Below are 24,583 nucleotides of genomic sequence, written 5' to 3' on the forward strand. Positions count from 1 at the left end.
AGGACCTCATCATGGATATCGTTGTTGCAATAGCCAATTTCTTGGTTAATCAAATTCTTTCTGTACCGGCATTTTTGATCGGTATTATCACCGCCGTTGGCCTCGCAGCGCTGGGGCGTGGCGTTGGTCAGGTACTCGGCGGTGCCATCAAAGCAACCCTGGGCTTCTTGCTCATCAACGCCGGCGCTGGCCTGGTAACGGCTTCGTTGGATCCGTTGGGTGCGATGATTCAGGGCGCAACCGGCGCACAAGGTGTGGTGCCGACTAACGAGGCAATCGTCGGTATTGCTCAAGAACAGTTCGGCAGCCAGGTCGCCTGGGTGATGATTCTGGGCTTCGTGGTCTCGTTGCTGCTGGCTCGCTTTACCCCAATGAGCTACGTCTTCCTTACTGGTCACCACGTGCTGTTTATGGCGACCATGCTGGTGATGGTCATGGCTCCTGCGGGCTATGCCTCCGGCATAGTGGTCGGCTTCGGTGCTGTGCTGCTAGGCATTTTGATGGTTTCGCTTCCCGCAATCGCACACCCGTGGACGCGGCGTGTCACGGGCGATGACTCCGTGGCTATCGGCCACTTTGGCACCGCAGGCTACGTGGCAGCAGGTGCCGTGGGCAAGCTCGTCGGCGGCAAAGGCGATAAGATGTCTCGCTCGACTGAAGACCTCAAACTTCCTGAGGGGCTGCGCTTCTTGCGTGACTCCATGGTTGCCACCGCGCTGTCGATGGCGCTGATGTACGTCGTGTTGGCAATTCTGTTTATCGCTCGTGCTGGTACTGAAGAAGCCTTCACCGCATTCGAAGGCGGTGCTGACAACGTCGGCGATTACATCATGCAGTCGGTTACCCAGGGCCTACAGTTCGGTGTTGCCGTCGCTGTGATTCTTTTCGGTGTACGCACCATCCTCGGTGAGCTCGTCCCTGCGTTCCAGGGCATCGCCGCCAAGGTCGTTCCTGGCGCTATCCCGGCCCTGGACGCACCAATCGTGTTCCCGTATGCGCAAAACGCTGTGCTCATCGGCTTCATCACGTCGTTTGCCGGTGGCTTGGTCGGCCTGGCAGTCCTCTCGCTCTGGCTCAACCCGGCCTTTGGCGTGGCACTCATTCTGCCTGGCCTTGTCCCGCACTTCTTTACCGGTGGCGCCGCCGGTGTCTACGGCAACGCCACCGGTGGCCGTCGTGGTGCTGCCTTCGGAGGTTTCGCCAACGGCCTGCTGATTACCTTCCTCCCAGCATTCCTGCTCGGCGTGCTGGGCTCCTTCGGCAGCGCGAACACCACCTTCGGTGATGCGGACTTCGGCTGGTTCGGCATGCTCATCGGCTTCGCCTCGCGTGCCGATGGCTTCGTCGGCCTCATCCTCATCGCCCTGGTCGGCCTTGCCGTGCTCGCACTCGGCTGGATCAGCCAGGTCAAACTCGTCAATACCCATTGGGATCCCACCCCATACCGCGGCGAAACCGACGGTAATGGGGTCGAAGCTGACCCTAACGGCGACTCCAAAGAAGTAGCTGCTGTAGGCCCAGGCGTTTCCACCAAGACTCGCGCGTACCCGAAGGTGTTGCCACCTGAGGGCGCCCCGTTACCGCCGGAGAAGTTGCAGTAGAAAGCACGGGAGAGAAACTGGACGGTTTCTTGAGGTTGTTTCTTGGGTATTTGTTCAAGTCAGAAGAGTGAGTTCTTGTAAGTAGTTTGAGCAGGCTCGAAGAGTTGATTTCGATCTAGGTCTTGAACCCACGCTCAAGCTGTTAGGACGATAAAATGTGCCGCGTGGCTCATCCTCGCTTATGCGGGCTGGGGTTCAGTTCCTAAAGACCCTGATAGACTTCACAGTCACCTGCGGGCGGACACACTGCGGCTGGGGTTCAGTTCCTAAAGACCCTGATAGACTTCGCACCAGCTCGCCCCCGGCGGCGAGGACGCTGGGGTTCAGTTCCTAAAGACCCTGATAGACTTCACAAAGCAATCATGGTAGTAGGCTTCACGCTGGGGTTCAGTTCCTAAAGACCCTGATAGACTTCTGGATTTCCGATAAGTGGGACTGGCTCTGCTGGGGTTCAGTTCCTAAAGACCCTGATAGACTTCCTGGGCCTTATCCTCGGTTGCCACCTCGGCTGGGGTTCAGTTCCTAAAGACCCTGATAGACTTCGTATTCGCTAAGGCACCGCACCATTGTCGCTGGGGTTCAGTTCCTAAAGACCCTGATAGACTTCATACCAATCGGCAACTACATCACCCTAAGCTGGGGTTCAGTTCCTAAAGACCCTGATAGACTTCACAAACAGCCACGTCCGGAGCATGGTCCGCTGGGGTTCAGTTCCTAAAGACCCTGATAGACTTCCCGTTTTTTATCACCCTCATACCTGGCAGCTGGGGTTCAGTTCCTAAAGACCCTGATAGACTTCGATCGCGGCATCCCAATTATTTACCCGGGCTGGGGTTCAGTTCCTAAAGACCCTGATAGACTTCCCAACACACCACCAACCAATAACAAACAGCTGGGGTTCAGTTCCTAAAGACCCTGATAGACTTCCGAAGTTTCCATTGTCACGGTTCAAGTGGCTGGGGTTCAGTTCCTAAAGACCCTGATAGACTTCCTAACCTCACGCACCTAAAGCCGAAGACGCTGGGGTTCAGTTCCTAAAGACCCTGATAGACTTCAGACACCCATAAGCTCGGCAAGGTGTGGGCTGGGGTTCAGTTCCTAAAGACCCTGATAGACTTCCCTTACCACGTGGTGGAAGTGCCGGAGGGCTGGGGTTCAGTTCCTAAAGACCCTGATAGACTTCACCAACTTCAACGGGCCACTTACACTAGGCTGGGGTTCAGTTCCTAAAGACCCTGATAGACTTCGCGTGGAATCATTTAGCGAACTCGGCACGCTGGGGTTCAGTTCCTAAAGACCCTGATAGACTTCAGCAACAGCAACCATCAAAGAAAACTCAGCTGGGGTTCAGTTCCTAAAGACCCTGATAGACTTCACCGGGGGCAACGACAACACCGCGCCAGGCTGGGGTTCAGTTCCTAAAGACCCTGATAGACTTCGAAACAGACAATTAATCACGCAGGATAGGCTGGGGTTCAGTTCCTAAAGACCCTGATAGACTTCGCGAAAATCGACGGCAAATCAGTCGTCTGCTGGGGTTCAGTTCCTAAAGACCCTGATAGACTTCGGGACCCGTCAGTCACGTGGGGAGACACGCTGGGGTTCAGTTCCTAAAGACCCTGATAGACTTCGGTTCTGTGTCGTGGAGGGTCGCTGATAGCTGGGGTTCAGTTCCTAAAGACCCTGATAGACTTCAACTATCTTGGGTGCGATTGGCAGGCTTGCTGGGGTTCAGTTCCTAAAGACCCTGATAGACTTCAGAATGCGAGTAACGAGCGCCGTTACACGCTGGGGTTCAGTTCCTAAAGACCCTGATAGACTTCAGTTCCGCCCAAAAATGGGCGTTGTACTGGGTCTATCTTGATGATCGCTGCTAGAAAATTGTTAGCTGGGAGGGCTTTTCTTCGACATCTGAAGGTTTGGAGTTAGAAAAACGAAGTGCCTTCGACCATTGGTGATCGGTAATGGTCACAATTCGGATGTCTCCTCCGAGGGGAATATTTCCTTTGATGCTCTTAACAGTGGTGGCAATACGGGACGCTAAAGGGAAATACTGAACATAGACGCTAAATTGAGCGCGGCAAAAACCTAGATCCAGAAGACGGTTCCGGAAACGGTTTGCTTCACGAGTTTGGACTTTGGACTGGACTGGCAAGTCAAACATCACCACGCACCACATGGGCTCAGAGTCCTTCGATGGCATCGATGCTGCCTTCCCATCTAGGAACGTTCAGGTCTTTTACTCTTCCTTCAACATAATTCCCGTAGTGCTGAGCAAAATCGTTGAATACAGTTGAAAGCGTGCGCCCGTCTTTGGAGAAGGCACCATCAAGGCCTGTACTAAGTAGTTGTTTGTCAGGACGATCAAAATCCCCATTAGGCTCGATTGAGTTGAAGACAATTTGATCGACCATTGGGCGGAACGGCTCCATGAGATCGTCTACAAGAGCAAAAGCATTGCTTCGTTCCTTGTGAAACAAACCAAGCGCACCAGAAAGTCCAGCTGAGGTGCACGCGCGCATACCGTATCCGCGGAGAAGCGTGTATCCGTAGTCTAAAGCGGAATTCCAGGTGTCAGCTCCTGTACCAGGTAAACGGTGAAATGAGATGCTACCGCTAATAGCACTCCAGTACTTTCTTGCCGCTAAGCCTTCTTTGTTGTCTGGGTCACCGGATCGTACGCTCCTACTTAGCTCAAATAACTCATCAGATTTGGGTGAATAATTTGTTGAGTGTAGTACCTTAGCTTGACCGTAGATTTTGGCTTTAATGATTCGGGCCCAGGCTTGTTTATTCTTAGGTACTGATAGTTCAGCTTGGGCCTTGTGACGAGCACCAATTCTCGAGTGATTATTCCAGGGAAGCGCACCGGCTATAGGAATGCGCCGCCAATCGCAGACGAGTACAGCTATGTCATACTCGCTGAATTTTTGCAGAAGCGCGCCGCTCAGCGTCGTTTTAGTCCCTACCAAGACGACTGCGATTTGACTTAGAGGTAGCACAGTTTTAGGGGAGCTTTCAGGCTCAACGAGGAGTTGACCACGAGAATATCGAAGCTGGCCATTGAAATCAGAGAAATCAACTACACGCCATCCGGGATGCATGCGCCCTAGTCCACCTTCCACGTGGTGGGTAAGTGAGCATTACTATTCAAGCGAACCTGGCCGAGGGAATTTCGTCGAATTATGGTGACGTTACCCGCACTTAACAGCTTATTAACGGCGGGACGCCAGCCGGGCTGGTCAACAATCTTTCTTGAACCCGCGCTGGCCCCAGGGGCTAGTCCTTCTCCACTCATCTGGAGAGGTCGTAGTCTCAACTTTGAGGGAGAAACGAAGCCATCGAGCCTCCAACGCCTCACCATGCCAAATTCAGCTTGCATCTCGGCAATCTGTCCAGAGTTAAATGAAGATGTGTCGATGAGTAGTTCGTCGTCGATGACAATCCAGCCAAGGTATTCGGCTTGTCCTTCCGCGATTGCTTTGCGCAGCTTTGGTTCTGCTTGGCGCATCGACATGGTCTGGGGCTTGATTTCTACGCTGAAGAGGTCTTCATTGCGGTATGCAGTGAGATCTGTGGTGTAGACGCGGAGCATTGCGTAGGTTGGCTTTTTGCCTGAGGTGATCTTGTAGACCCTGGCGTGGTGGAAACGGCTGAGTTCGGCGTAACCACCACGTACCTTGATCGCGCCGGCGCCGACGGGGAATACCTCGATGTGGTCGTCGGCGTCATACCAGGTGCCATGAATGCGGATGCGGCGGTGAGGGTTTTCAGGCAGCCCCTCCTTTGGATCGAAGTCGGGATCGCGGGTGAGAGCGCACCATAGTGCTTCGGTGGAGGCACGATCGATGTCAGTGACAGAGATAGCGTCGCCAACACGAATTTTCTTTAGCTCACCAATGGTGTCTTCGTGGGCACGACCATTCCCCAGACGAAGGCGAAGGTTTGAGGTAACCACGATGCGGTCTTCATCAAGGGCAGTTTGCAAAAGGTTAGCAAGGAGGTGCATCTTGTTGACCCATGCATTCCATGCAGCGCGGTGCGCATCGGTGCTGCCGGTGAACTCACGCCATTGCTCCGGCTCACGGTTAAGCTGTGCGGCGCGGCGCATACTAGAGCGTTTGGCGAGGACTTCAGCAACGTAGTTTTGGGTAAAGCAGATGACAGCAGCGTCGACTGCATGGTGGCGACGGTCGAGGCGTGATTTGCCAGTGCCATCGATGAAACGAAGCTTGCGTCTAATTCCAGCGGCGTTTCGTGCTTCGGCGGTTAGCTCACCACGGTAAACGCCGACTTTGGTTCCGTATTCACCAAAGTGTTGCGCGACGCGGCTGCGTAGCTCGTTGGCCATCCAGGCTACGGATTCGATAGAACGATTATCGAGTGGTTCGTCGACACTGGTGCGCTTCAGACGTGCACGGACGTTGCTGACAAAGCGTTGGAAATCCTTGGATGACATACCGGTATCTTCAACCCAGTGGCGGGTGCGATTCAGTGCTTCTTTCAAACTGACACCAGGGATGTTGGCATTCTTGGCCCACACCGCGAAGGGGATGTTCTTCTTTGCCAGGTTGCAACGGTGGCAAACAGCGACCAGATTGTCGCGGGTGTTCGTTGAGCCTTCGCCGGCACGAGGGACGATATGGTCCATCTCGCAATTCTGGAAGGTGATGGTGTCTCCACAGTAAGCACAGCAACAGTTCTGTCGCTGGACGGACTGGAAGCGCCAGAGATCGGCTGAGCGTGGTTTGCCCTCGATACCGAGTTTGCTTTGCATCTTTCCGAACAGTTCACGGTTGCGCTGAGCGCGGCGGTTGTTGTCACGGTCGATTTCGCGAGCCTTCGCTTCACTGATAAAACCGTCACGAACGTGCTCAATGATGATGCTCTTTGGAGCACCCCACTCTTTGTGCGCTGCTTCGAGCCAACGTGCGGTTGCCTTGAGGACGCGGTCGACAGCGGGATTTCCTACGGGCTCGCCGATACGCGGTTTGGGTGGTGTCCAGTCTTTGGCGATGTTGAATTCGGCCAGGCGAGCTTCGTAGAGATCCTGGTTGTTGTTCAGCATCCTTTCGGTGAGCCGAACTAACGTGTCCTCGCTGTAAGCAGCACGGCCCATGGGGAGGTGCAGTGAATCAAGCTTGTCGTGCTGCTTCTCATCGAGGTCGGCGAAGAAAGCCTGCACGCTGGCACCCGCTGGAGAGTCGAAGTCATCGACTTCTGCGTTGGAAAGGGACTTAAGCATGGCTTTTTGTTCGTCGAAGTTAGCAGCCTTCCACCAATGAACCAGTGGTTTGACCTTGGAACTGAGGATCGCACGATTAGTGTCGTGCACTGGTGGCTTACTGCCGGCCCGTTCACCGTCGTCAGTCATGGTTGCAGTGCCAAGTAGATCACCCCTGTCGATTCCTAGAATCTCAGCAATGTTGAGCCAGGAAGGTTCTTCGGTGTGGGGAAGATTAACCAGGTGGTCGAAGATTAGTTGGCGTTGTTCTCGAGTAAGTCGGTCGTTCCCTTGAGTGCCGCGAATGCGTAGGTTTCCAGTCAGTGCTGCGATACGGTAGCGCTGGAAGGCATCGGTTGCCTTGAGTGCACGATCTTTACCTGGTTGAAGGGGATCTTTACCGACGCGACCAAGTTGGGCTCCTTTGGGCGATTCAGCGGCAAATACGAGGTCGATAATGTGCTTGCGAAGATCGTCGTCAAGCTTTTGCACCTTTGCGATCTCGTTAATTTCGCGTGCGTGGTCTAGCTGATGCAGCCGGGCAGAGAGGATTGCAGGGTTATTGTGTCCGGTCTTCTTATTTTGTGCTTCGCCGCGAATTCGGTCAGTACCGATGCGAGCGAAAGTAATGAGTTGTCCAACGGTGATGTCCTTGGGGACTGGGCGGCCGGCACGCTTTTCTAGATCCTTACGGATGGTTTCAAAGGCATCACTTGGGCCTTCGGGACTGTAAAGGCTACGAGTCTTCCAGTAGGGGTTGCGCCAACCGCGGTGGTTAGCGATGTGTCGAAGAGCAATTGAAAGGTACTCACCGCGTTGTTGATCATCCTCGATATAACCATTGACCAAAGCAACCCGTGCGTTCCACGGGATATAGGGGTCAGAGTAATCCTCAAAGGGTTTGGTTTCCCATCCCTGGTGCTGCAGGAACTTCTCTAGGCGAACCATGCGCTTGCGACGGCGGCGGTAGAGGCGGCGCGTGCGACGTGCGACACCGGATTCGGCGAGTCGAGTGAGAGCGCGCTTGTTACTATCCGGATCCAGACCGGAGTCGTGGATGAGGGACATTGCGGAGAGGATGTGGATCGGACGATCGTGATCGTCGACCTCAATCGCGGCGAATCCGATGGAGTGGGTGCCTACGTCGATACCGACGCGGTAGTTCTTCTGCATTGGGATAGGACACTTTCGCGTTTAGAAAAGTCGACGCCCAGTGGGCGCCGACTGGAGCATTCTTCACCGGAAACGAGCCGGTGATTACTGAGGTTCAGTTCCTCTTAATTATAAAGTGCCGTGTCAAGGTTGGCGAAGCACTTGGCTGTGGAATTCTTGTTTTATCGGTTGATGGGGGTGTTTTGCGGGGTTAACCCACCACATCAATGATGGCGACGGTCATGATGACAAGGCCCATGCCGAAGACGAAGTAGTTCCATTTGTCGTTCTTGAAGTGCTTGTAGACGTCGAGCTTTTTGAACATGTAGACCGGCAGCAGGTAGACCAGGAAGGCGACGAAGACACCACCGACCACGGAGATCATGCTGACGATGGATGGGTTAAAGATTGCCACCAGGGTGGTACCGACGAAGGTGATGAAGTAAATCAGCGCCAACATGGTCTTGCGCTTGTGTTTTTTGACCTGCTTCGGGAAGGCCAGGCGCAGCAGGTACTCGGTGCCTTCCTCGGTACCCAGGAGGTGACCGAAGTAGGACGACACGATGGCACAGATGACGAAGATCGGGGCCATGTACGCCATGAATGGGGTGCCGGTGACGTTCGCAAAGTAGGACAGCACCGGGATGTTGAGTTCAGCGGCTTCTTGCATGCCGTCCGCACCCAGGGCGAGCACGGAGGACCACACGAAGAACATGGTGAACACAACCAGCATCAGGGCGGTGTACCACTCGGTACGCGAGACGACCTTTTCGGTCTTCGCACCGTATTCCTTCTGCATATCCAGGGAGAACTGCGACAGTGCTGCCATGTGCGAGAAGGAAAAAACCAGCACGGGAAGGACTAAGAAGATGCCCTTGACGATACCCCAGGCGCCATCTTCGTACTCATAGTTGAAGAAGGACTGGAAGTCCCAGCGCGGAATCAGGTAGATAGACACTGCCGCCAGGGCGACAATCAATGGGTAAACCAGTACGTTGGCCAGCCACAGCATCGGCTTGCGGCCAAAGGCGAAGGCGATGGTCATGATGAACACGGATACCGACGCCAGAATCCAGCGGTCGATTTCCGGGCCATTGAGCTGGTTCACGATGAAGCTATCGACCGCATTGGTGATACTGACACCGTAAATCAGCACCGTCGGAAAGACGGTCAGCCAGTACAGCGAACCAATGAAAATGCCCGCCTTGGAACCCATGTAGTGGTGAACCAGCTGGAGCACGTCCTTGCCATGGTCTTTCGTCGGGGCACCACTGACGATGCGCGCATACGTGCGGTGTGAGAAATACACCAGCGGGAAAATAAAGACCGTGGCAAAGACCAACGGCCAGAAACCGAACGCACCGGCATTGAGTGGAAGGAAGAGGATACCGGCGCCAATGGCGGTACCGAACAGCGTAATGGCCCAGCGCATGCTGAAGCCGGAGCCTTGTGTATTCCCTTCGTCGTTGGTGTTTTCTTCGCTCACCGCATGTGAGGAAGAGGGTTGGTCGGAAACAGGAGTGCTCATGAAAAGTTCCTAGTGTTGTCGATCACGTATCCCAACATCATATGTTCCAAATCATATTGTGGCTAACTTGTCGAGTTATCTCGTACCCCAATTGTGGTGCGCTTCCTTATGGGGTGAACGCGAGTTGATGACTCGCGTTCGTGCAGGGTGGGAGATGTTTTGGCCTGTAGTTGATGAGTTGACTGGGTGGGCGTGGCTCTTGTTCCCGGCTAGTGGGTGTAGTGAGGTGGTTTGGTTGTGCTGCGCCTTATGCTTCCGTGTGTGCCGGGGAGGAAGTTTTGGGTGCAAAACGGGCGCGCGGGAAGTGGCGAACTGGCTGAATTTAGATTCACCAGTGGGGCAATTGTGCGGGGTGGGAGAACTGTGAAACCTATTAATCTGCTATTTACTACTGCTTAAATTTTGGCGCATGGACTTAGTCAGGTGTTCATGTAGGCGCAATCTCTAAGTAAAGAAATGTGCATAGCCTTATGTGCGTTCCCGGCGGCATGGACGGCGGGACGTGCTCTTTTCTCTCTACTCGAAAGACTCTCATGCACAAGCATTTCTCTTCCAAGGTTTCTTTCCTGGCAATTTTGTCCCTGGCGGGCTCTACCTTCGTTGCGCCGGCGGTAGCGCACGGTCAGCAGGCACCGGTCGCAGACGTTATTGATATGTCCCTGGCCGATAACTCCGCCAGCGATATCGCAGCAGACGTTGACCCGGTCCAGTCCGGCGCACCGGTAGTCCAGCAGGACCCAATTCTGGGCAAGCCAGTTATTTCTTTTGATGGCCAGCGCGATGCGCTGGGCTTCGAGGTCGGCGACAAGTTCGACGAGCTCAAGGATGGCTTCGCAGTCGAGTGCACTTTCCGCTTCGACGGTGATTTCGACGGCAACGAAAAGTCGTTGTGCGCCAACAAGGAATCCGGCGGCTGGGCACTGGCAATCTACGACAATGACCTGACTTTCACCGTTCACGTTGATGGCAGCTACAAGCAGGCCAAGATGGAGATGCAGCCAGGCCAGTGGTACCACGCGGTTGGCGTCTTCGACGGTGAGAAGTCGCAGCTCTTCGTCAATGGTGAGCAGGCTGCTGAAAACCTCGAGGCCACTGGCGAGATGACTTTGCCGGAAAATGGTGCCACGCAGTTCATCATTGGTGGCGACTCCGGTAGCGATAACACCCCGCAGTTCTACTCGGATGCCACCTTTGCTTCTGCTCGTCTGTGGACTGAGCCGCTGTCGGCTGAAGATATTGCCTCGCTTTACGATGCCGCCGAGCTCACCACCGAAGAATCCGCCAGCATCGTATCCTCTACTCCGGCCGAAGGTGACCACATCACCCGCCCGTTCATCCTGGATGTGGAGCTGAATAACCCAGACCTGGTTGCTCGTGACCTGGAGATCCGCCTGGATGGGGAAGAGGTGGAACTCGGCGAGACCATCGGTGCTGGTCTGGAAGAAGGCGAGCACACGCTGGAAATTTCTGGCCACGATGTCTTCGGCAACCCGATTGCAGAGTCCATCAACTTTACCTCTGGCAACCTGCCGGGTACTGCTGGTACCGATACCGAGCAGGGCGAAGATGGCGTTGGTATCTCCGCTCGCGCAGAAAATCCGAGCGGTGGCGATCTCGAGACGACTTTCACTAAAGCCAATCTCGCTACTGCCCAGGGTGGTTTCCAGGGCACCGTGAACGAGATTCCAGAGTCCTTGGATTTCGACTACGAAGAGGGCGCGGACTTCCAGACTGAACTGGCACCGGGCAACACCGAAGCACAGGCTAGCGCTTCGACCCGCGACCTGCCTTTCCAGCGTTTCGACCTGCAGCTGGAAGATGCTGCCGCTGAAACCCACGACGTTGCTTGGTCGGGCACCGTGGATCCGAAGCGCGAGGTTCGTCTCTACGTGTGGAATGTAGAAGAAGAGGAATGGGAGGAGAAGGCGGCATCGGCAGGCAATGCCAACGCTGAGGTCTCTCTGACCGCTGAACTGGGCCAGGACTACGTCGACGGCGAGTCCATCCACACCATGGTGCTGGGTTACGACACCTTCGCCGATGATCTGAACGAGCCTGTTGACGAGCAATTTGCCGAAGACTACGACTTCGCCATTGCACACCACACCGATACCCAGTACCTCTCTGAGGGTGCTGTCGAGCAGGAAACCGAGGAGGAGCGCGCCAAGTGGAAGGAAGGCTACACCGCTGCCACCCAGTGGGTTGCCGACAACGCTGACGAGCGCAAAATCGTCTACTCCGCACACACGGGCGATATCATCGAAAACTGGATTTCTGAGACTAACGACTTGGACAACGCCAAGAAGGAATTCGAGGTCGCCTCTGAGGCACAGGCCATTTTGGATGATGCCGGCGTCGTTAACGGTGTCTTGCCGGGCAACCACGACAACATCACCGGCCGCGAGGTAGGAGCAGATAACCTCTACAACCAATACTTCGGTCCGGAGCGTTACCAGGCACTCCAGGGCCAGGGCGGTTGGGCTGAGCACGATGCGTCCTACCACCCATATGCCGAGGGCGACAACGACAACCACTACGACCTGTTCAGTGCAGAAGGCCACGACTTCATTGCTCTGCACCTGGGCTACGACGTCACCGACGAAGAAGCTGCTTGGGCTGATGAAGTTCTCAAGCAGTACTCCGACCGCAACGCCATCGTGCTGACCCACGCGTACAACAAGCCATCCAACAACCCGGATGGCCGCGGCGCTGACTTCTCCCACGATGGCCGCATCATCTTCGAAGAGATTGTGGAGAAGAACCCGAACGTCGCTCTGGTGCTGTCTGGCCACGAGCACGGTGTATCTATCGTGACCCGTAACGACGTTGGCCAGACTGGCAACCATGTCATCGAGCTGCTTGCTGACTACCAGTTCTACGAGATTGGCTCTGACGAGCTCGGTCTGACCGAAATCGGCGAGTACGGCGACGACACCGGCCTGCGCTTCGGTTCTTCCTACCTGCGCCTGCTGCAGTTCGACCTGGAGAACTCCGAGGTAGCCATCAACACCTACTCGCCGCTTCTCGATGACCACAACGCCACCGAGTACGACGACCGCCAGCGCTACAACGGTCACGAGGATGAATTGCGTCTGCCGATTCAGCTCAACACCCGCACCACTTCTTTCGAGACCTCCAGCATGGTTGCACTGACCGATACTGGCGAGGTCATCGGCACCGACACCGCTAAGTCTGGCTGGGGCGCATCCACCACCTGGACCGGCCTGACCGCTGGTGAGTCCTACGGTTGGTACGCCACCTCCCGCGACGCTGATGCCGATGCTGACTCTGCCGGCATCGCCCGTCAGTTCGGTTACTTCACCGCGCAGGAAGCATCCGAGGAAGATTCCGCGGCACCGACCCTGAACGTGCCGACTGAGCCACTGCGCGTGAAGGCTGGCGATACCGTCGACCTGCTTGAGGGCATTACCGCCACCGACGAAGAAGACGGCGACATCACCGACCGCATCCGCGTTATCGGCAACGTGGATACCTCCAAGCCGGGTACCTACTCCGTGTCCTACGAGGTCAGCGACTCCGCTGGTAACCAGACCATCGCTTCCCGCGTCGTTGAGGTCACCGAGTCCGGTTCCTCCGACAACGGTTCTTCCGATGATGGATCCTCGGACGGCTCCTCTGACAACGGTTCCTCTGGCTCTTCCGGTTCTTCTGCTGGTTCCTCCAGCTCGAACTGGCTGTCCGGTCTGCTTGGCGGCATCCTCGGTGCCGCTGGCATGGGCGCAATCCTGACCGGTCTGCTGAATTTCTTCAGTCCGGGCACTCTTAACGAGTTGACCAACAAGGTTCTCGGTTTCTTCCGCTAAGCCTTAAGTCTTAAGCCTCCCCCTCGGGGGAGGCTTTTTCGTATCCGGGATGACCTTGTTTGGGCTAAATTGACCTCATTTGTAGGCACAATCGGAGGCGTGTGGCTCTAAAATACTGAGTATCAAACACCCGGGATCTTGCATCCTGGGTGCATTGCTGAGTATTTCCGTCATCGAAAGGGACGTCCCTATGTCTTCTACCCCTGAGAACCCTGCACCGGAAGAAGTCCGCGAGACTTTGATTGATGCCTACTTTGGGCAATTCGGTGGACAGTACGTGCCGGAGATTCTTTATCCGGTGCTCGATGAGTTGGAGCAGGCATACGTGGATGCGCTGGCTGATCCGAGTTTTGAGGAAGAGCTGGATGAGCTGCGTCGTCGTTACTTGGGTCGTCCAACTCCGATTACGGAATGTGCGAACCTGCCGCTAAAGGGCAAGGGTCGTGCGCGTATCTTCCTCAAGCGTGAAGACCTGTGCCACGGTGGTGCGCATAAGGGAAATCAGGTGTTGGCGCAGGCGCTCATCGCAAAGCGTTTGGGCAAGACCCGACTGGTCGCGGAAACCGGTGCAGGTCAGCACGGTACGGCAACGGCCATGGTCGCAGCGCTGATGGGCATGGAATGCACCATCTACATGGGTGCGAAGGATGTGGCGCGTCAGCAGCCGAATGTCTACCGCATGCGTTTGATGGGTGCGAAGGTCGTTCCGGTGCATAACGAGCACGGCGAAGCCATGAGCGATGCTATCGATGTCGGTTTGATGGACTGGTGCGAGAACCTCTCCACCACGCACTATCTGCTGGGTTCGGCGTGTGGTCCGCACCCGTTCCCGAAGCTGGTCAAGGAATTCCAGGCGGTGATTTCGCGTGAGTCGCGGGAGCAGATGCTGGAACTGACTGGTCGTCTGCCCGATGCAGTCGTGGCAGCCGTTGGTGGTGGTTCCAATGCGATTGGTGCTTTCGCCGATTACCTGACCGACAAGCCGGGCAATGAGAATGTCAGCCTGGTTGGTGTGGAACCAGCTGGTGAAGGTCTGGAAACCGGTAAGCACGGTGCGCCGTTGAATGCGGGCCGTATTGGCTTCCTGCATGGATCGCGTTCTTATGTGCTGCTGGGTGAAGACGATGAGGTCCTGCACTCCTTCTCGGTCTCTGCTGGTTTGGATTACCCGGGTGTGGGTCCGGAGCACTCCTACCTGCTGGAAACCGGTCGTGCGCAGTACGTAGCGGTCACTGACGCAGAAGCGCTGCAGGCTTTCCGCATGCTGTCGCGTTACGAAGGCATCATTCCGGCACTGGAGTCCTCGCATGCGTTGGCTTATGCGCTTAAGCTCGCGGAGAATCCGGAGCCGGTTGCTACCGATGACTCCGGCGATGAGTGCATCAACATCCTGGTTAACCTGTCGGGTCGTGGTGACAAGGATGTTGAGTACGTACGCAACATTCTGGGTGATTTGGCGGATGAGGATCCGGCAGAAACTCCGGTTACCAACCCGAACGTGGCAGAAGTCCTGGAGTCGATGACTCAGGAAGCTATCGAGCGCGAAGGCTAAAGCACAATGCCTCCCCATATGGGGAGGCATTGTGCGATCTAGGTCCGTTTTAGTTCGGGATTAGTTAGTTGCGCAGGGCTTCGACGAGTAGGGCGATATAGAACGGGATGTCGTCGGGGTAGATGAACTCGTGGCGGGCGTGCGCGCCGCTGCCGTTGGCGCCGACACCGCAGAGGACTGGGATGCCGAGAGGTGAGACAAAGTTGGCATCGCTGGCGCCGCCGACCTGGGCTTGGTCGATGGTCTTGCCCAGGCGCTTGGCGGCGCTTTCTAGTTGGGCGTAGAGCTCCTGGGATTTCTCGGTAAACACCATCGATGGACGGTTCCAATTCGGGGTCACCGTGACGTCGACGCGGTCGTCGTCCCAGTGGACTTCCTTGAAGGCTTCGTTGAGGCGGTCGATTTCGCTGGGGTCTTCGACGCGGATGTCGACGGTTGCTTCAGCCTTGCCCGCGATGACGTTGGAGCCGGTGCCGCCGGAAATAAGACCGACGTTGATGGTGGTGCCTTTGGAGCGGTCGGCAAGATCGGAGACCTGCAGGCCCACCTGCATGAGAGCCTTGATGGCGCTGGCGCCGGCATCGGGGTCGAGGCCAGCATGGGATTCGACGCCGGTGGCTGCAATCTTGATAAGTCCAATGCCTTTACGCGCGGTCTTGATTTTGCCGTTGGCGGAAGACTCGAAGACGAAGACGGCATCGGAGCCTTTGGCGACGTCTTCGATAATCGGGCGGGAGCTTGGAGAACCAAGCTCTTCATCGCCGTTAAAGAGGAATTGGATGGTGGGGTACTGCTCTTCTTCGCGAAGCAGCTTGGTAATCCAGATGGCCTGCACCAGGCCGGTTTTCATATCGAAGATGCCCGGGCCAGAGATAGTGCGCTTGCCGTTGTCATCGGTGCTGTAGCGCTCGCCCCATTCGGACAAGATGCCAATGGGCCATACGGTGTCGTAGTGGCCAAGGAAGGTAATGGTCGGGGTGTTGTTGCCTGTGCCTTCGTAACGCAGCAGGACGGCATCGCCGTACGACTCTTGCTCGAAATGCTCGGTGGAATCTGGCTCGCCAAGACGGGTGGTGCACAGATCTAGCAGCAGCTGCTTGGTGCGGTTGAGTTCCTCTTTGGCATAGCTGTAGGACTCAGAGTCCACCAGAGTAAGAATGTCGTGTTCAATTTCGTCTTGGTGGGAGCGAACTTCGTCAATGAGGGAAGCAGAGTCGGCGGTAGACATATCTTGTCCTTCAGGCAGATAGGGGCTTGGGAACCGGGGACAAGATCCAGAGTACCGACGCGACGTCAGGGAGACGCCGCGAAAAAGAGTGGAATAGCGTAGGAGCTAATTCAGTCGGTTGCCGGTGATGTTGCTAAACAGGTGGACTCGCTCCGGGTCGGGGGAGATACCGAAGGTATCGCCTGCGTTGACGTCGGCACGAGCATTAACGAGAATGCCGGTCTGACCGCCCATGCGGGTCGAGGACTGCAGAATACCGTCGCTGGTGTTCTGCGAGTTGGGGTCGCGCAGGTCACCGTAGACGTAGGTCTGGTTGCCGAGTTCCTCGATGTGAGCAGCAGTGAATTGCAGGTTGCTATCGGAATCAAGGCGCCAGTCCTCGGGGCGAACACCGGCGGTAATTGTCTCCACGCCATCGAAGTCGTAGTTGGAGATATTAATCCGGGTGCTGCCGATGTGTAGCTCCTGGCCATCGTGCGGCAGGTTGTAGATATTCATGGCAGGTGAACCGATGAAACCTGCGACGAAGATGTTGGCAGGGTAGTCGTAGATTTCGCGGGTAGGTGCGACTTGTTGCAGGACGCCATCGTTAAGCACTGCGACGCGATCGCCCATGGTCATGGCCTCAGTCTGGTCGTGGGTGACATAGACCGTGGTGGTACCGAGTCGACGCTGCAGTGCGGAAATCTGTGCACGGGTAGACACACGCAGCTTGGCGTCCAGGTTGGACAGTGGCTCATCCATGCAGAACACAGCGGGTTCGCGCACGATGGCACGGCCCATGGCGACGCGCTGGCGTTGGCCACCAGAAAGGTTTGCAGGCTTGCGGTCGAGGAGTTCTTCCATCTGCAGAATCTTGGCTGCTTCCTGCACGCGCTGTTTGATCTCGTTCTTGGCAACCTTGCGGTTTTCCAAGGCGAAAGACATGTTCTGCGCGACGGTCATGTTCGGGTACAGCGCGTAGTTCTGGAAGACCATGGCAACGTCACGATCCGCGGGGCTAATACCGGTGACGTCCACGCCACCGATCTGGATGGAACCGCGGTCGGTTGGCTCCAGGCCAGCGAGCATGCGCAAGCTGGTCGACTTGCCACAGCCGGAAGGTCCGACGAGGACGAGGAACTCGCCGTCGGCGATATCCAGAGTGAGGCGATCGACTGCCGGGTGCTCGTCATCCTTGGAGTAGATGCGGCTGGCGCCATCGAAAGTGACAGTTGCCATGACTACCTTTCTTAGGTCAGGGTTTAGCCGTTGAGAATCGGCTCAACCTGGTTGTCGTAAATGTTTTGCAGGGTGTTCTGCAGGTCGCTGAGAACCTCGGTGACATCGTCGCGGTTGGTGACGATCCTCTCGAAGGCACCACCGATTTCCTGGTCCGCACCCGGCAGGAATACACGTGCGTTGTCCTGCGGACGGGTTTCTGGAAGCTGCTCGATTGCGGTAGCGAAGTTCGGGTTTTCTTCCATGAACTTCTTCTGGTCCTCGTTCTCCACAGCGGTAGAACGCACCGGCATGTAGCCGACGTTTTGGGACCAGTAGGAGGTGTTTTCCTCGTTGGTGAGGAAGTCGATGAGCTTGATAGCAGCCAGCTGACGGTTCTTGTCGATACCTGCCGGAATTGCCAGGCCAGCACCACCAGTCGGGCACGCACCTTCACCAGTCGGGTTTGGCAGGAATGCAGTACCCAGTTCGAAATCAACGGTGTCGGTAACACCCGCCAGGTCACCGGTGGACAGCACGGTGGCAGCAGCGCGGCCGGTGCCGAACTCCATGGCCATGTCGTTGCCCACGTATGCGTAACCAGAGTCTGGGTCGGTGGTTTCCTTGAGCCACTCGACGACCTGGATGGTCTTTTCATCGGTGAACTTCAGGTCCCACTCGTCGGAGTAAGCACCGCCCTTGGACCACAGCGGGCCCTGGAAGATCCAGGACAGGTAATCCACGGCATCGCCCCAACCGAAGGCCTTCATATCCGGGTTAGCCTCGGTGAGCTTTTCAGCCCACTCGTCCATTTCATCCCAGGACTCAGGCCCGCGGTCAGGCAGGCCGGCAGCTTCCCAGGCTTCCTTGTTGTAGTAGAACAGCGGAGTGGAGCGAGCAAATGGCAGTGCGAAGTGGCCGCCGTCGTACTCGTAGTCCTCGTAGAGCGGTTGTACGTAGGTGGACAGGTCGATGCCAGCTTCGTCGGCAAGTGCATCGACGTCTGCGATCTGGCCGTTGATGGCGAAGTTGTGCCACCAGACATCGGACAGCACGACAACGTCGGGCAGGTCGTCACCGGTGAGTGCTGCGTTGAACTTCTGTGCAGCCTCTTCGTAGTTCTTACCAGCATCAACGAGGTTGACCTTGATATCTGGGTTGGCTTCTTCGAAGCGGGAGATGAGCTCGGACTCGACATCCTTAGACGAACCCGGGTGGTTGGACCACCAGGTCAGCTCGGTGACGTCGCCGCCACCTTCGCCGCCTCCGTTGTTGGACGCCTGAGGATCGGTGGATGAGGTACCGGCACAAGCAGCCAGTGCCATGGACGCAGTAGCAGTGGACACGAGAGCGAGGAACTTACGGCGCTTCATGAGAGTCTCCTTGTAGTGGGAATAACAACGGCGAGCGTGACGGGGTAGGTTTCCCTAGCCCTTTACGGCGCCAGTGGTCAGGCCTTGAATCATGTACTTTTGCAAGCCCAGGAAGATGATGACCATGGGCAAGATGGTGAGGATGGTCGCTGCCATCACTGGTCCCCAGTTGGTGACACCGTCGTTGTTTTGCAGCATGGTCAGACCCACCTGCAGCGGTGCGACACGGTCGGTATCGGACATCAGGAATGGCCAGAGGTAGGTGTTCCATTCGTTGACCACGGTGATGACCGAAAAGGCAGTCAACGTCGGCCACGAGACTGGAAGAAGGACTTTGGTGAGCAAACGAATTGGACCGGCGCCGTCCATGCGGGCTGCTTCGACCAGCTCATAAGGCAGCGATAGAAAGTGGTTGCGCATGAGGAAGGTGCCGAAGGCAACGCCTGCGAGCGGAACGATGATGCCGACGAAGGTATTACGCCAGCCGAGTGAGTTCACCAGTGCGTAGTTGGAAATCACGGTGATTTCGGCGGGAACCATCAGTGCGGAAATGACGACGATGAACAGCAAGTTGCGCCCAGGGAAGCGCAGGATAGCCAACGCATATGCCGACAGCACGCCCAAGGTGATCTTGATGATCGAAAGTGCTGCGGTGATGATGATCGAGTTGCGCAGGTAGGTCCAGAAAGGAACGCGGGTGGTGGCATCGACGTAGTTACCTGTTTCCCACGTCGGTGGAATCCAGTTGACCGGATCGGTGTAGATGTCACCGCGTGCCTTGAACGAAGTCATCAGAATCCAGAACAGTGGCAACCCGATGAGAACCAGCACGAGGAAGATTCCGAAGTAACCACCGGCAAGCTTCAACCGACGTGCGGCAGGCGACTGGTTGGACACCATGTTGAGCTGAGATGTAGACATGGCCTTAACCTCGCTTATCCATGATGCGAACCTGGATCAAAGTGATGACCAGCAGGATGAGGAACAAAATGGTCGCGGCAGTGGCACCGTAGCCAGCACGGAAGTTCACGAAGGTCTCGTTGTAAATCTGGTACACGAGAGTCGTCGTACCGTTACCCTGTGGGCCACCACGAGTCATGACGTTGATGATGTCGAAGACCTGTACGGAATTGAGCATCACCGTAATCGACAGGAAGAACGTCGTCGGGCGCAGCTGCGGCATGGTCACACGCCAGAACTTGCGCCACCACGGGGTGCCATCGATAGCTGCTGCTTCATCCAGTTCCTTATCCAGGCCCTGCAATGCAGCGAGGTAAATGACGAAGGTATAACCCAAGTTCTTCCAGACGAACGTGAAGGTGACCATGAACAGTGCCCAGCCAGGTACTGCGTAGAAGTTCGGCGAATCAATACCGAACCAGGACAGCATCTCCTGAATCAGACCGAAGCTGGGGTCGAAGACGAACTGGAAAGCCACACCAATGGCCGCGCCGGAAATCGCATAAGGCGCGAACACTACCGAACGAGTGAAGTTACGACCCTTAATTCGCTGGTTGAGCAGCAGCGCCAAGGCCAAGCCAATGACCATCGAACCGATCACCGCGAAGAACGTAAACACCAAGGTGTTGAAGACAATCGTCTTCGTATCATCACGGGTAAACCACTCGATGTAGTTCTGCAGACCCACAAAAGTGGACGTGGGGCTGGAGATATTCCACTGGAAGAAGGACAAACGAATGTTGTCCAACAGGGGACGGTAGGTAAACACCGCCAGCAGAATCAGGTTCGGCGCCAGCAGCGCAGCAGCCAACCACCATTCACGGCGGCGGCCCTTTTTCGCCTTGTTCTCCAGTTCGGCTTGCTTCTGCGAGGATGCAGCGCGTTCCCTATTCAAAGTCACGTCGTGAACTTACGACATATAAGTGACTAGGAACTTTCGCATATCAAAACGGATAGTGAACACAGAGCGGCCCCGAGATGAATTTCTCAGCAGGTGCTAAAACCTTCGGTATCGTTGTTCGCGTAGAGCGAGCAAGCTATATGAATCGGGGGAGTGCAGTGGAGGCTGCAGTAGAAATCGGGCAAACCATTCGTGCGCAGCGGCGGGAGTACAACGTCACGCAGAAAGATTTGGCGCAGCGGTTGGACATGTCGGAAAAGACTTTGCGTGCCATTGAACGGGGCTCAAGCAGTGCGAAGTTGGAATCAACGCTGCGGGTAATCACCGCGTTGGGGCTGCAGTTCCAGGTGCGCAGACATACAGATAGGACCTACGGAGCATCGCTGCTGCCGTAGATCCTCTGGAGTCCTAGTGGCGTTGGTAGTTCTGCTTAGGGCTACTGCTACTTACTGCGCTTTTTGTTGGTGAAAGCGGAGAGGCCGGTGATTTCGCGGCCGAGCATGAGTGCCTGGATGGAGTCGGTGCCTTCGTAGGTGGAGACGACTTCCATGTCGGTGAGATGACGGGCGACGTGGTTTTCTAGCAGAAGGCCGTTGCCGCCCATCATGTCGCGGGCTTCGCGGCAGATGCTCAAGGCTTGGCGCGAGGTGGACATCTTGATCATCGCGGACATGGCGCCGGTGAATTCTTCGGATTCCTGCAGCTGCGCCATGCGCTGGCATAGCAGCTGCATTTCGGTGACCTGAGCGAGCATGGTGGCCAGCTTTTCTTGGACTAGCTGGTAGGACGCAATCGGGGAGGAGAACTGGATGCGCTCCCGGGCGTACTGGGCAGCCAGGGCGAAGGCTTCCATGCCGTGGCCGACAGCTTCCCAGGATGCACCACCGCGGGTTTGGGCCAGCACGCGGTTCACGCCGGCGAAGGACTCGCAATTTTCCAAGCGGTTTTCAACCGGGATGTGTAGGTCTTCAATCACGATATCGCCCTGCAGGATGGCACGCTTGCCCACCTTGCCTTCGATTGGTGTGGGGTCGTAGCCCTTTGGGTAGGTGCCGTCTTCTTGCTTTTCGACGACAAAAGCCTTGACCTCACCATCCGCCTTGTCGCGGGCATAGAGCACGATGACATCGCCTTCGTGGCCGTTGCCGATCCAGCGCTTGTGGCCATTGATCACCCAGTGGTCGCCATCGAGGTACGCGGAGGTTTCCAGGGACACCGAGTCAGAGCCGTGGTCGGGTTCGGTCAGCGCGAAAGCACCAGTCTTGCGCAGGGCAGCAAGGTCCGGCAGCCAGCGCTGACGCTGTTCTTCAGAACCCAGGATGTAGATAGAACCCATGCACAGGTTGGAGTGCACACCAAGGAAGGTGTTTAGGGAGCCATCGATGCGGCCCATCTCACGAGCAACGATGCCCGCACCCATGCGGGAAAGACCGGGGCAGCCATAACCCGGGATGTAAGTACCGATGATGCCGAGCTTGCTCAGCGGTTCGAGCAGTTCGCGGGGGAATTCGGCACGCTCCCAATAACCGTTGATAACCGGCAGGACGTGCTCTTTGCCGAATGCGCGGATCTTGTCGCGCAGCTCAATCAGGTCCTCGGGAAGATCGTTGTCGAGCAGCAGGAAGTCGGGGTGGTAAATGGATGGCGATGGCTCGCGCATGGTGTCTCCTTAGTATCGTGCGCTTCGTTGCTTGTTGCGCTTCGTTGTTTGTTGCACTTCCTCTAGGAAGCGCCCTTGGGTTCGGTATTCGCGATCCAGTTCTGGATGGCGTCGGTGTGTTCGCCAAGTTCAGGTGGGGCAAGGCGGTACTGGAGCTCGGAACGAGAAAAATTCAGTGGGTTGCGAACACCCGGCAGGGATTTCTCGCCTTCACCGGCGGTAATGCGTGGATCGAGGCCGAGTGTTTCGGCGAAATCGAGGCCTTCGACGACGTTGAGGATGGGTGCGGCGGGCAGGCCGTTCTCGCGCAAGATGCCAAACCATTCTTCGGCGGTCTTGGATGAGAGTGCTTCTTCCATGAGTTCGCGCAGGTCCTCACGGTTGCGGTTGCGCTTGTCCATGCTGATGAAATCGGGGTTCTCAGCCCATTCGGGGTGACCGACGACTTCGGCAAAGCGATAGAACTGCCGGTCGTTGCCCAAGCAGATCACCAGCGGACGGTCCTTGCAGTCGAAGGGACCATAAGGGAACAGGCTGGGGTGGTCGTTGCCCATGCGGCTGGGGCTAACCCCGGTCATGGCGGCAGCACCTGATTGGTTAACCAGAGCAGACAGAGCGGAGCTGAGTAGGTTGAGCTCAATGTGCTGGCCTAAGCCTTCTTTCTGTTTATCCAGCAGACCGGCGAGCACGGCGATGGTGGCGTGCAGGCCGGTAATCACGTCGAAAATGGCCACGCCGGCGCGGCTGGGATCGCCATCTACTTGGCCGGTGGTGTGCATAAAGCCCGAGATGGCCTGGGCGAGTAGGTCATAGCCGGGAAGGGCACCGGAAGCACTACCAAAGCCGGTGACGGAGACGTGGACGACGTTGGGCCATCGTGAAGCAAGGTGCTCCGGACCGAGTCCGAACTTGGCCAAGCTGCCGGGTTTGAAGTTTTCTAAGAAGACATCGGCGCGGTCCAAGATGTCATAGGCAGTCTGCAAGTCATTCTCATCGCGCAGGTCGAGCACCACGGAGTGTTTGTTGCGGTTGATGGAGAGGTAATAGGTGGACTTGCCCTCGTATGATGGCGGAATCCAGGCGCGGGTGTCATCACCGCCAGCGCTTTCGACCTTGATGACGGTAGCGCCCAAGTCAGCCAGCAGCATGGAGCAATAAGGGCCCGCGAGGATGCGAGAAAAGTCAGCGACGACGACTCCTTCAAGCGGCCCGGTTCCCCCGGAAATTTCGGTCACTTCAGTCATTGATTTTGCTTTCGTAGTTCATGTTTCGTCGATTGCACTTGAGCGAAAGTGTAATTGGGGTAACATATTTTTCTACTCTTATTCCGGACCGGCATTAATCGTGATCGGTGTTGTATTCAATGACAGGCGGTGTATTTCATGGAGATATCGCAAGCGCAGGCATTCTTGGTTCTCGCAGAAGAACTGCACTTCGGACGGGCGGCGCAGCGACTGAATATGACCCAGCCGCCGTTAAGCCGCATCATTCGCGGTTTAGAGAAGCAATGGGGAGTTGAGCTGTTTACCCGTTCGACGAGGAATGTGAAGCTCACCCCGGTGGGCGCGGCACTGATTGAACCGGCACGCGCGTTGGTTGCGGCATCGGATGACGTCAACACCGCCATGGCCGATGCCAAGGCTGGTCGCACGGGCAAGCTCACCATGGGCTTTACGGGTGGTTCATTCCAGCGCGGCATTTTGGCGTTGACGAGGCAGCTGCGCAAGGACATGCCGCGGGTGGGTGTGAATCTGATTTCCGGGCGCCTATCGCACGTGGGCCTGTCGCAGGTTATTGACGGCACGCTGGATATCGCCATTGGTCGCTGGAACGTGATTCCCGATTCTATTGATCATCTCGATCTGGAAAGCGAAAAGATGGTGATCGCGTTGCCGGATAGTCATCGTCTGGCACGCGAGAAAGCGGTGTCTTTCAAAGATCTGGAGAAAGAAAACTGGATCGCTCTGCCTGGTGGTTATGGCTCAGCACTGCACAACCAGTTGATGATGCTCACGGGTAAAGCAGGCTATTCGCCGAACATCGTCCAGCACGTAGACAACTCCTGGACCATCTTGGTGTTGGTGTCTGCGGGTGCCGGGGTGACTCTGACGTTGAGCTCCGTGGCGAAATCAACGCGCGTGGAAGGTGTCGTATTCAAGCCGATTGCTGACCCTGCTCCGGACCTCATGGTGCGTTTGGTCTGGCGCCGCGATAGTAAGAATCCCGTGGTAGCGCCCGCAATTGAAAGCGCGAAGACTGCCTTTGGCATGCGTGACTAATCACCGTTCGCGATTATTACACTCCCGGCAATAATCGTTGCGAGAAATGCAAAATTCTTGCCATATATGAACCCCTGTTGGGACCATGTGCCTTACATCAC

The 24,583-nt window shown here is 56.3% G+C and carries 16 protein-coding genes and 1 CRISPR repeat array; of the genes, 5 read left to right on the forward strand and 11 right to left on the reverse strand.

The features are described 5' to 3' along the window. The first annotated feature begins 11 nt into the window (after positions 1-11). Positions 12-1,601, forward strand: coding sequence for a PTS ascorbate transporter subunit IIC (locus UL81_RS02820; RefSeq protein WP_035106813.1), 1,590 nt, complete (start codon positions 12-14; stop codon positions 1,599-1,601). 187 nt (positions 1,602-1,788) lie between these two features. Further along, positions 1,789-3,424: a CRISPR direct-repeat array (repeat unit 36 nt; unit sequence GCTGGGGTTCAGTTCCTAAAGACCCTGATAGACTTC). 50 nt (positions 3,425-3,474) lie between these two features. On the opposite strand, the gene cas2 is transcribed toward UL81_RS02820, so the two are convergent. From cas2 to UL81_RS02840, 4 genes are all read right to left on the reverse strand, one after another. Beyond that, entirely contained in the window at positions 3,475-3,804 is a 330-nt protein-coding gene (cas2, locus tag UL81_RS02825; RefSeq protein ID WP_035106814.1) for a CRISPR-associated endonuclease Cas2, read from the reverse strand. Continuing rightward, on the reverse strand, positions 3,785-4,705 hold the full coding sequence (gene cas1, locus UL81_RS02830) for a type II CRISPR-associated endonuclease Cas1 (RefSeq protein ID WP_035106816.1): 921 nt from the start codon (positions 4,703-4,705) through the stop codon (positions 3,785-3,787). Before cas1 ends, cas2 begins: the two co-directional genes overlap by 20 nt. 5 nt (positions 4,706-4,710) lie before the next feature. Beyond that, positions 4,711-7,998 carry a type II CRISPR RNA-guided endonuclease Cas9 gene (gene cas9, locus UL81_RS02835; protein WP_035106817.1) on the reverse strand — a complete coding sequence of 1,096 codons (3,288 nt, stop codon included), beginning with the start codon at positions 7,996-7,998 and terminating at the stop codon, positions 4,711-4,713. A 190-nt stretch (positions 7,999-8,188) separates the two neighbouring features. After that, positions 8,189-9,505, reverse strand: coding sequence for an amino acid permease (locus UL81_RS02840; RefSeq protein WP_035106819.1), 1,317 nt, complete (start codon positions 9,503-9,505; stop codon positions 8,189-8,191). Between the two features lie 533 nt (positions 9,506-10,038). On the opposite strand from UL81_RS02840, the gene UL81_RS02845 reads away from it, so the two are divergent. Both UL81_RS02845 and trpB read left to right on the forward strand, forming a co-directional pair. Continuing rightward, entirely contained in the window at positions 10,039-13,329 is a 3,291-nt protein-coding gene (locus tag UL81_RS02845; protein WP_081961558.1) for an immunoglobulin-like domain-containing protein, read from the forward strand. A gap of 190 nt (positions 13,330-13,519) precedes the next feature. After that, positions 13,520-14,881, forward strand: a complete 1,362-nt coding sequence (gene trpB, locus UL81_RS02850; RefSeq protein ID WP_046453235.1) for a tryptophan synthase subunit beta — start codon at positions 13,520-13,522, stop codon at positions 14,879-14,881. A gap of 64 nt (positions 14,882-14,945) precedes the next feature. On the opposite strand, the gene UL81_RS02855 is transcribed toward trpB, so the two are convergent. The 5 genes from UL81_RS02855 to UL81_RS02875 all read right to left on the reverse strand — a co-directional run bounded on the left by UL81_RS02855 (position 14,946) and on the right by UL81_RS02875 (position 20,495). Beyond that, positions 14,946-16,109: a M20 family metallopeptidase gene (locus UL81_RS02855; protein WP_046453236.1), complete on the reverse strand. Its 1,164-nt coding sequence runs from the start codon at positions 16,107-16,109 to the stop codon at positions 14,946-14,948. A gap of 105 nt (positions 16,110-16,214) precedes the next feature. Then, positions 16,215-17,330: an ABC transporter ATP-binding protein gene (locus tag UL81_RS02860; RefSeq protein WP_035106822.1), complete on the reverse strand. Its 1,116-nt coding sequence runs from the start codon at positions 17,328-17,330 to the stop codon at positions 16,215-16,217. A gap of 23 nt (positions 17,331-17,353) precedes the next feature. Continuing rightward, positions 17,354-18,682, reverse strand: coding sequence for an ABC transporter substrate-binding protein (locus UL81_RS02865; RefSeq protein WP_035106824.1), 1,329 nt, complete (start codon positions 18,680-18,682; stop codon positions 17,354-17,356). Positions 18,683-18,736: 54 nt separating this feature from the next. Next, a complete protein-coding gene (locus tag UL81_RS02870; RefSeq protein WP_035106826.1) occupies positions 18,737-19,603 on the reverse strand; it encodes a carbohydrate ABC transporter permease in 867 nt (288 codons plus the stop codon). A gap of 4 nt (positions 19,604-19,607) precedes the next feature. Further along, on the reverse strand, positions 19,608-20,495 hold the full coding sequence (locus UL81_RS02875) for a carbohydrate ABC transporter permease (RefSeq protein WP_035107042.1): 888 nt from the start codon (positions 20,493-20,495) through the stop codon (positions 19,608-19,610). A gap of 188 nt (positions 20,496-20,683) precedes the next feature. Here UL81_RS02875 and UL81_RS02880 point away from each other — a divergent pair, with 188 nt between their 5' ends. Continuing rightward, positions 20,684-20,938, forward strand: a complete 255-nt coding sequence (locus UL81_RS02880) for a helix-turn-helix domain-containing protein (protein ID WP_046453237.1) — start codon at positions 20,684-20,686, stop codon at positions 20,936-20,938. Positions 20,939-20,985: 47 nt separating this feature from the next. Here UL81_RS02880 and UL81_RS02885 read toward each other — a convergent pair whose 3' ends face one another. Both UL81_RS02885 and UL81_RS02890 read right to left on the reverse strand, forming a co-directional pair. Further along, the gene (locus UL81_RS02885; RefSeq protein ID WP_035106831.1) at positions 20,986-22,203 is read right to left on the reverse strand and encodes an acyl-CoA dehydrogenase family protein; all 1,218 of its coding nucleotides are present in this window, start codon (positions 22,201-22,203) and stop codon (positions 20,986-20,988) included. A gap of 62 nt (positions 22,204-22,265) precedes the next feature. Next, positions 22,266-23,447, reverse strand: coding sequence for a CaiB/BaiF CoA transferase family protein (locus UL81_RS02890; RefSeq protein WP_035106833.1), 1,182 nt, complete (start codon positions 23,445-23,447; stop codon positions 22,266-22,268). Positions 23,448-23,585: 138 nt separating this feature from the next. Here UL81_RS02890 and UL81_RS02895 point away from each other — a divergent pair, with 138 nt between their 5' ends. Beyond that, positions 23,586-24,482, forward strand: coding sequence for a LysR family transcriptional regulator (locus UL81_RS02895; RefSeq protein WP_035106835.1), 897 nt, complete (start codon positions 23,586-23,588; stop codon positions 24,480-24,482). Positions 24,483-24,583 lie beyond the last annotated feature (101 nt).

The sequence above is a fragment of the Corynebacterium camporealensis genome (assembly GCF_000980815.1).
GTDB lineage: Bacteria > Actinomycetota > Actinomycetes > Mycobacteriales > Mycobacteriaceae > Corynebacterium > Corynebacterium camporealense.

Excerpts from the sequence above, each read along its gene's own strand:
- cas2 (WP_035106814.1), bottom strand. The coding sequence starts at position 3,804 with ATGCCATCGAAGGACTCTGAGCCCATGTGGTGCGTGGTGATGTTTGAC.
- UL81_RS02860 (WP_035106822.1), bottom strand. The coding sequence starts at position 17,330 with ATGGCAACTGTCACTTTCGATGGCGCCAGCCGCATCTACTCCAAGGAT.
- UL81_RS02880 (WP_046453237.1), top strand. The coding sequence starts at position 20,684 with ATGAATCGGGGGAGTGCAGTGGAGGCTGCAGTAGAAATCGGGCAAACC.
- UL81_RS02840 (WP_035106819.1), bottom strand. The coding sequence starts at position 9,505 with ATGAGCACTCCTGTTTCCGACCAACCCTCTTCCTCACATGCGGTGAGC.
- UL81_RS02845 (WP_081961558.1), top strand. The coding sequence starts at position 10,039 with ATGCACAAGCATTTCTCTTCCAAGGTTTCTTTCCTGGCAATTTTGTCC.
- UL81_RS02870 (WP_035106826.1), bottom strand. The coding sequence starts at position 19,603 with ATGTCTACATCTCAGCTCAACATGGTGTCCAACCAGTCGCCTGCCGCA.
- UL81_RS02820 (WP_035106813.1), top strand. The coding sequence starts at position 12 with ATGGATATCGTTGTTGCAATAGCCAATTTCTTGGTTAATCAAATTCTT.
- trpB (WP_046453235.1), top strand. The coding sequence starts at position 13,520 with ATGTCTTCTACCCCTGAGAACCCTGCACCGGAAGAAGTCCGCGAGACT.
- cas1 (WP_035106816.1), bottom strand. The coding sequence starts at position 4,705 with ATGCATCCCGGATGGCGTGTAGTTGATTTCTCTGATTTCAATGGCCAG.
- UL81_RS02895 (WP_035106835.1), top strand. The coding sequence starts at position 23,586 with ATGGAGATATCGCAAGCGCAGGCATTCTTGGTTCTCGCAGAAGAACTG.
- UL81_RS02865 (WP_035106824.1), bottom strand. The coding sequence starts at position 18,682 with ATGAAGCGCCGTAAGTTCCTCGCTCTCGTGTCCACTGCTACTGCGTCC.
- cas9 (WP_035106817.1), bottom strand. The coding sequence starts at position 7,998 with ATGCAGAAGAACTACCGCGTCGGTATCGACGTAGGCACCCACTCCATC.
- UL81_RS02885 (WP_035106831.1), bottom strand. The coding sequence starts at position 22,203 with ATGCGCGAGCCATCGCCATCCATTTACCACCCCGACTTCCTGCTGCTC.
- UL81_RS02890 (WP_035106833.1), bottom strand. The coding sequence starts at position 23,447 with ATGACTGAAGTGACCGAAATTTCCGGGGGAACCGGGCCGCTTGAAGGA.
- UL81_RS02855 (WP_046453236.1), bottom strand. The coding sequence starts at position 16,109 with ATGTCTACCGCCGACTCTGCTTCCCTCATTGACGAAGTTCGCTCCCAC.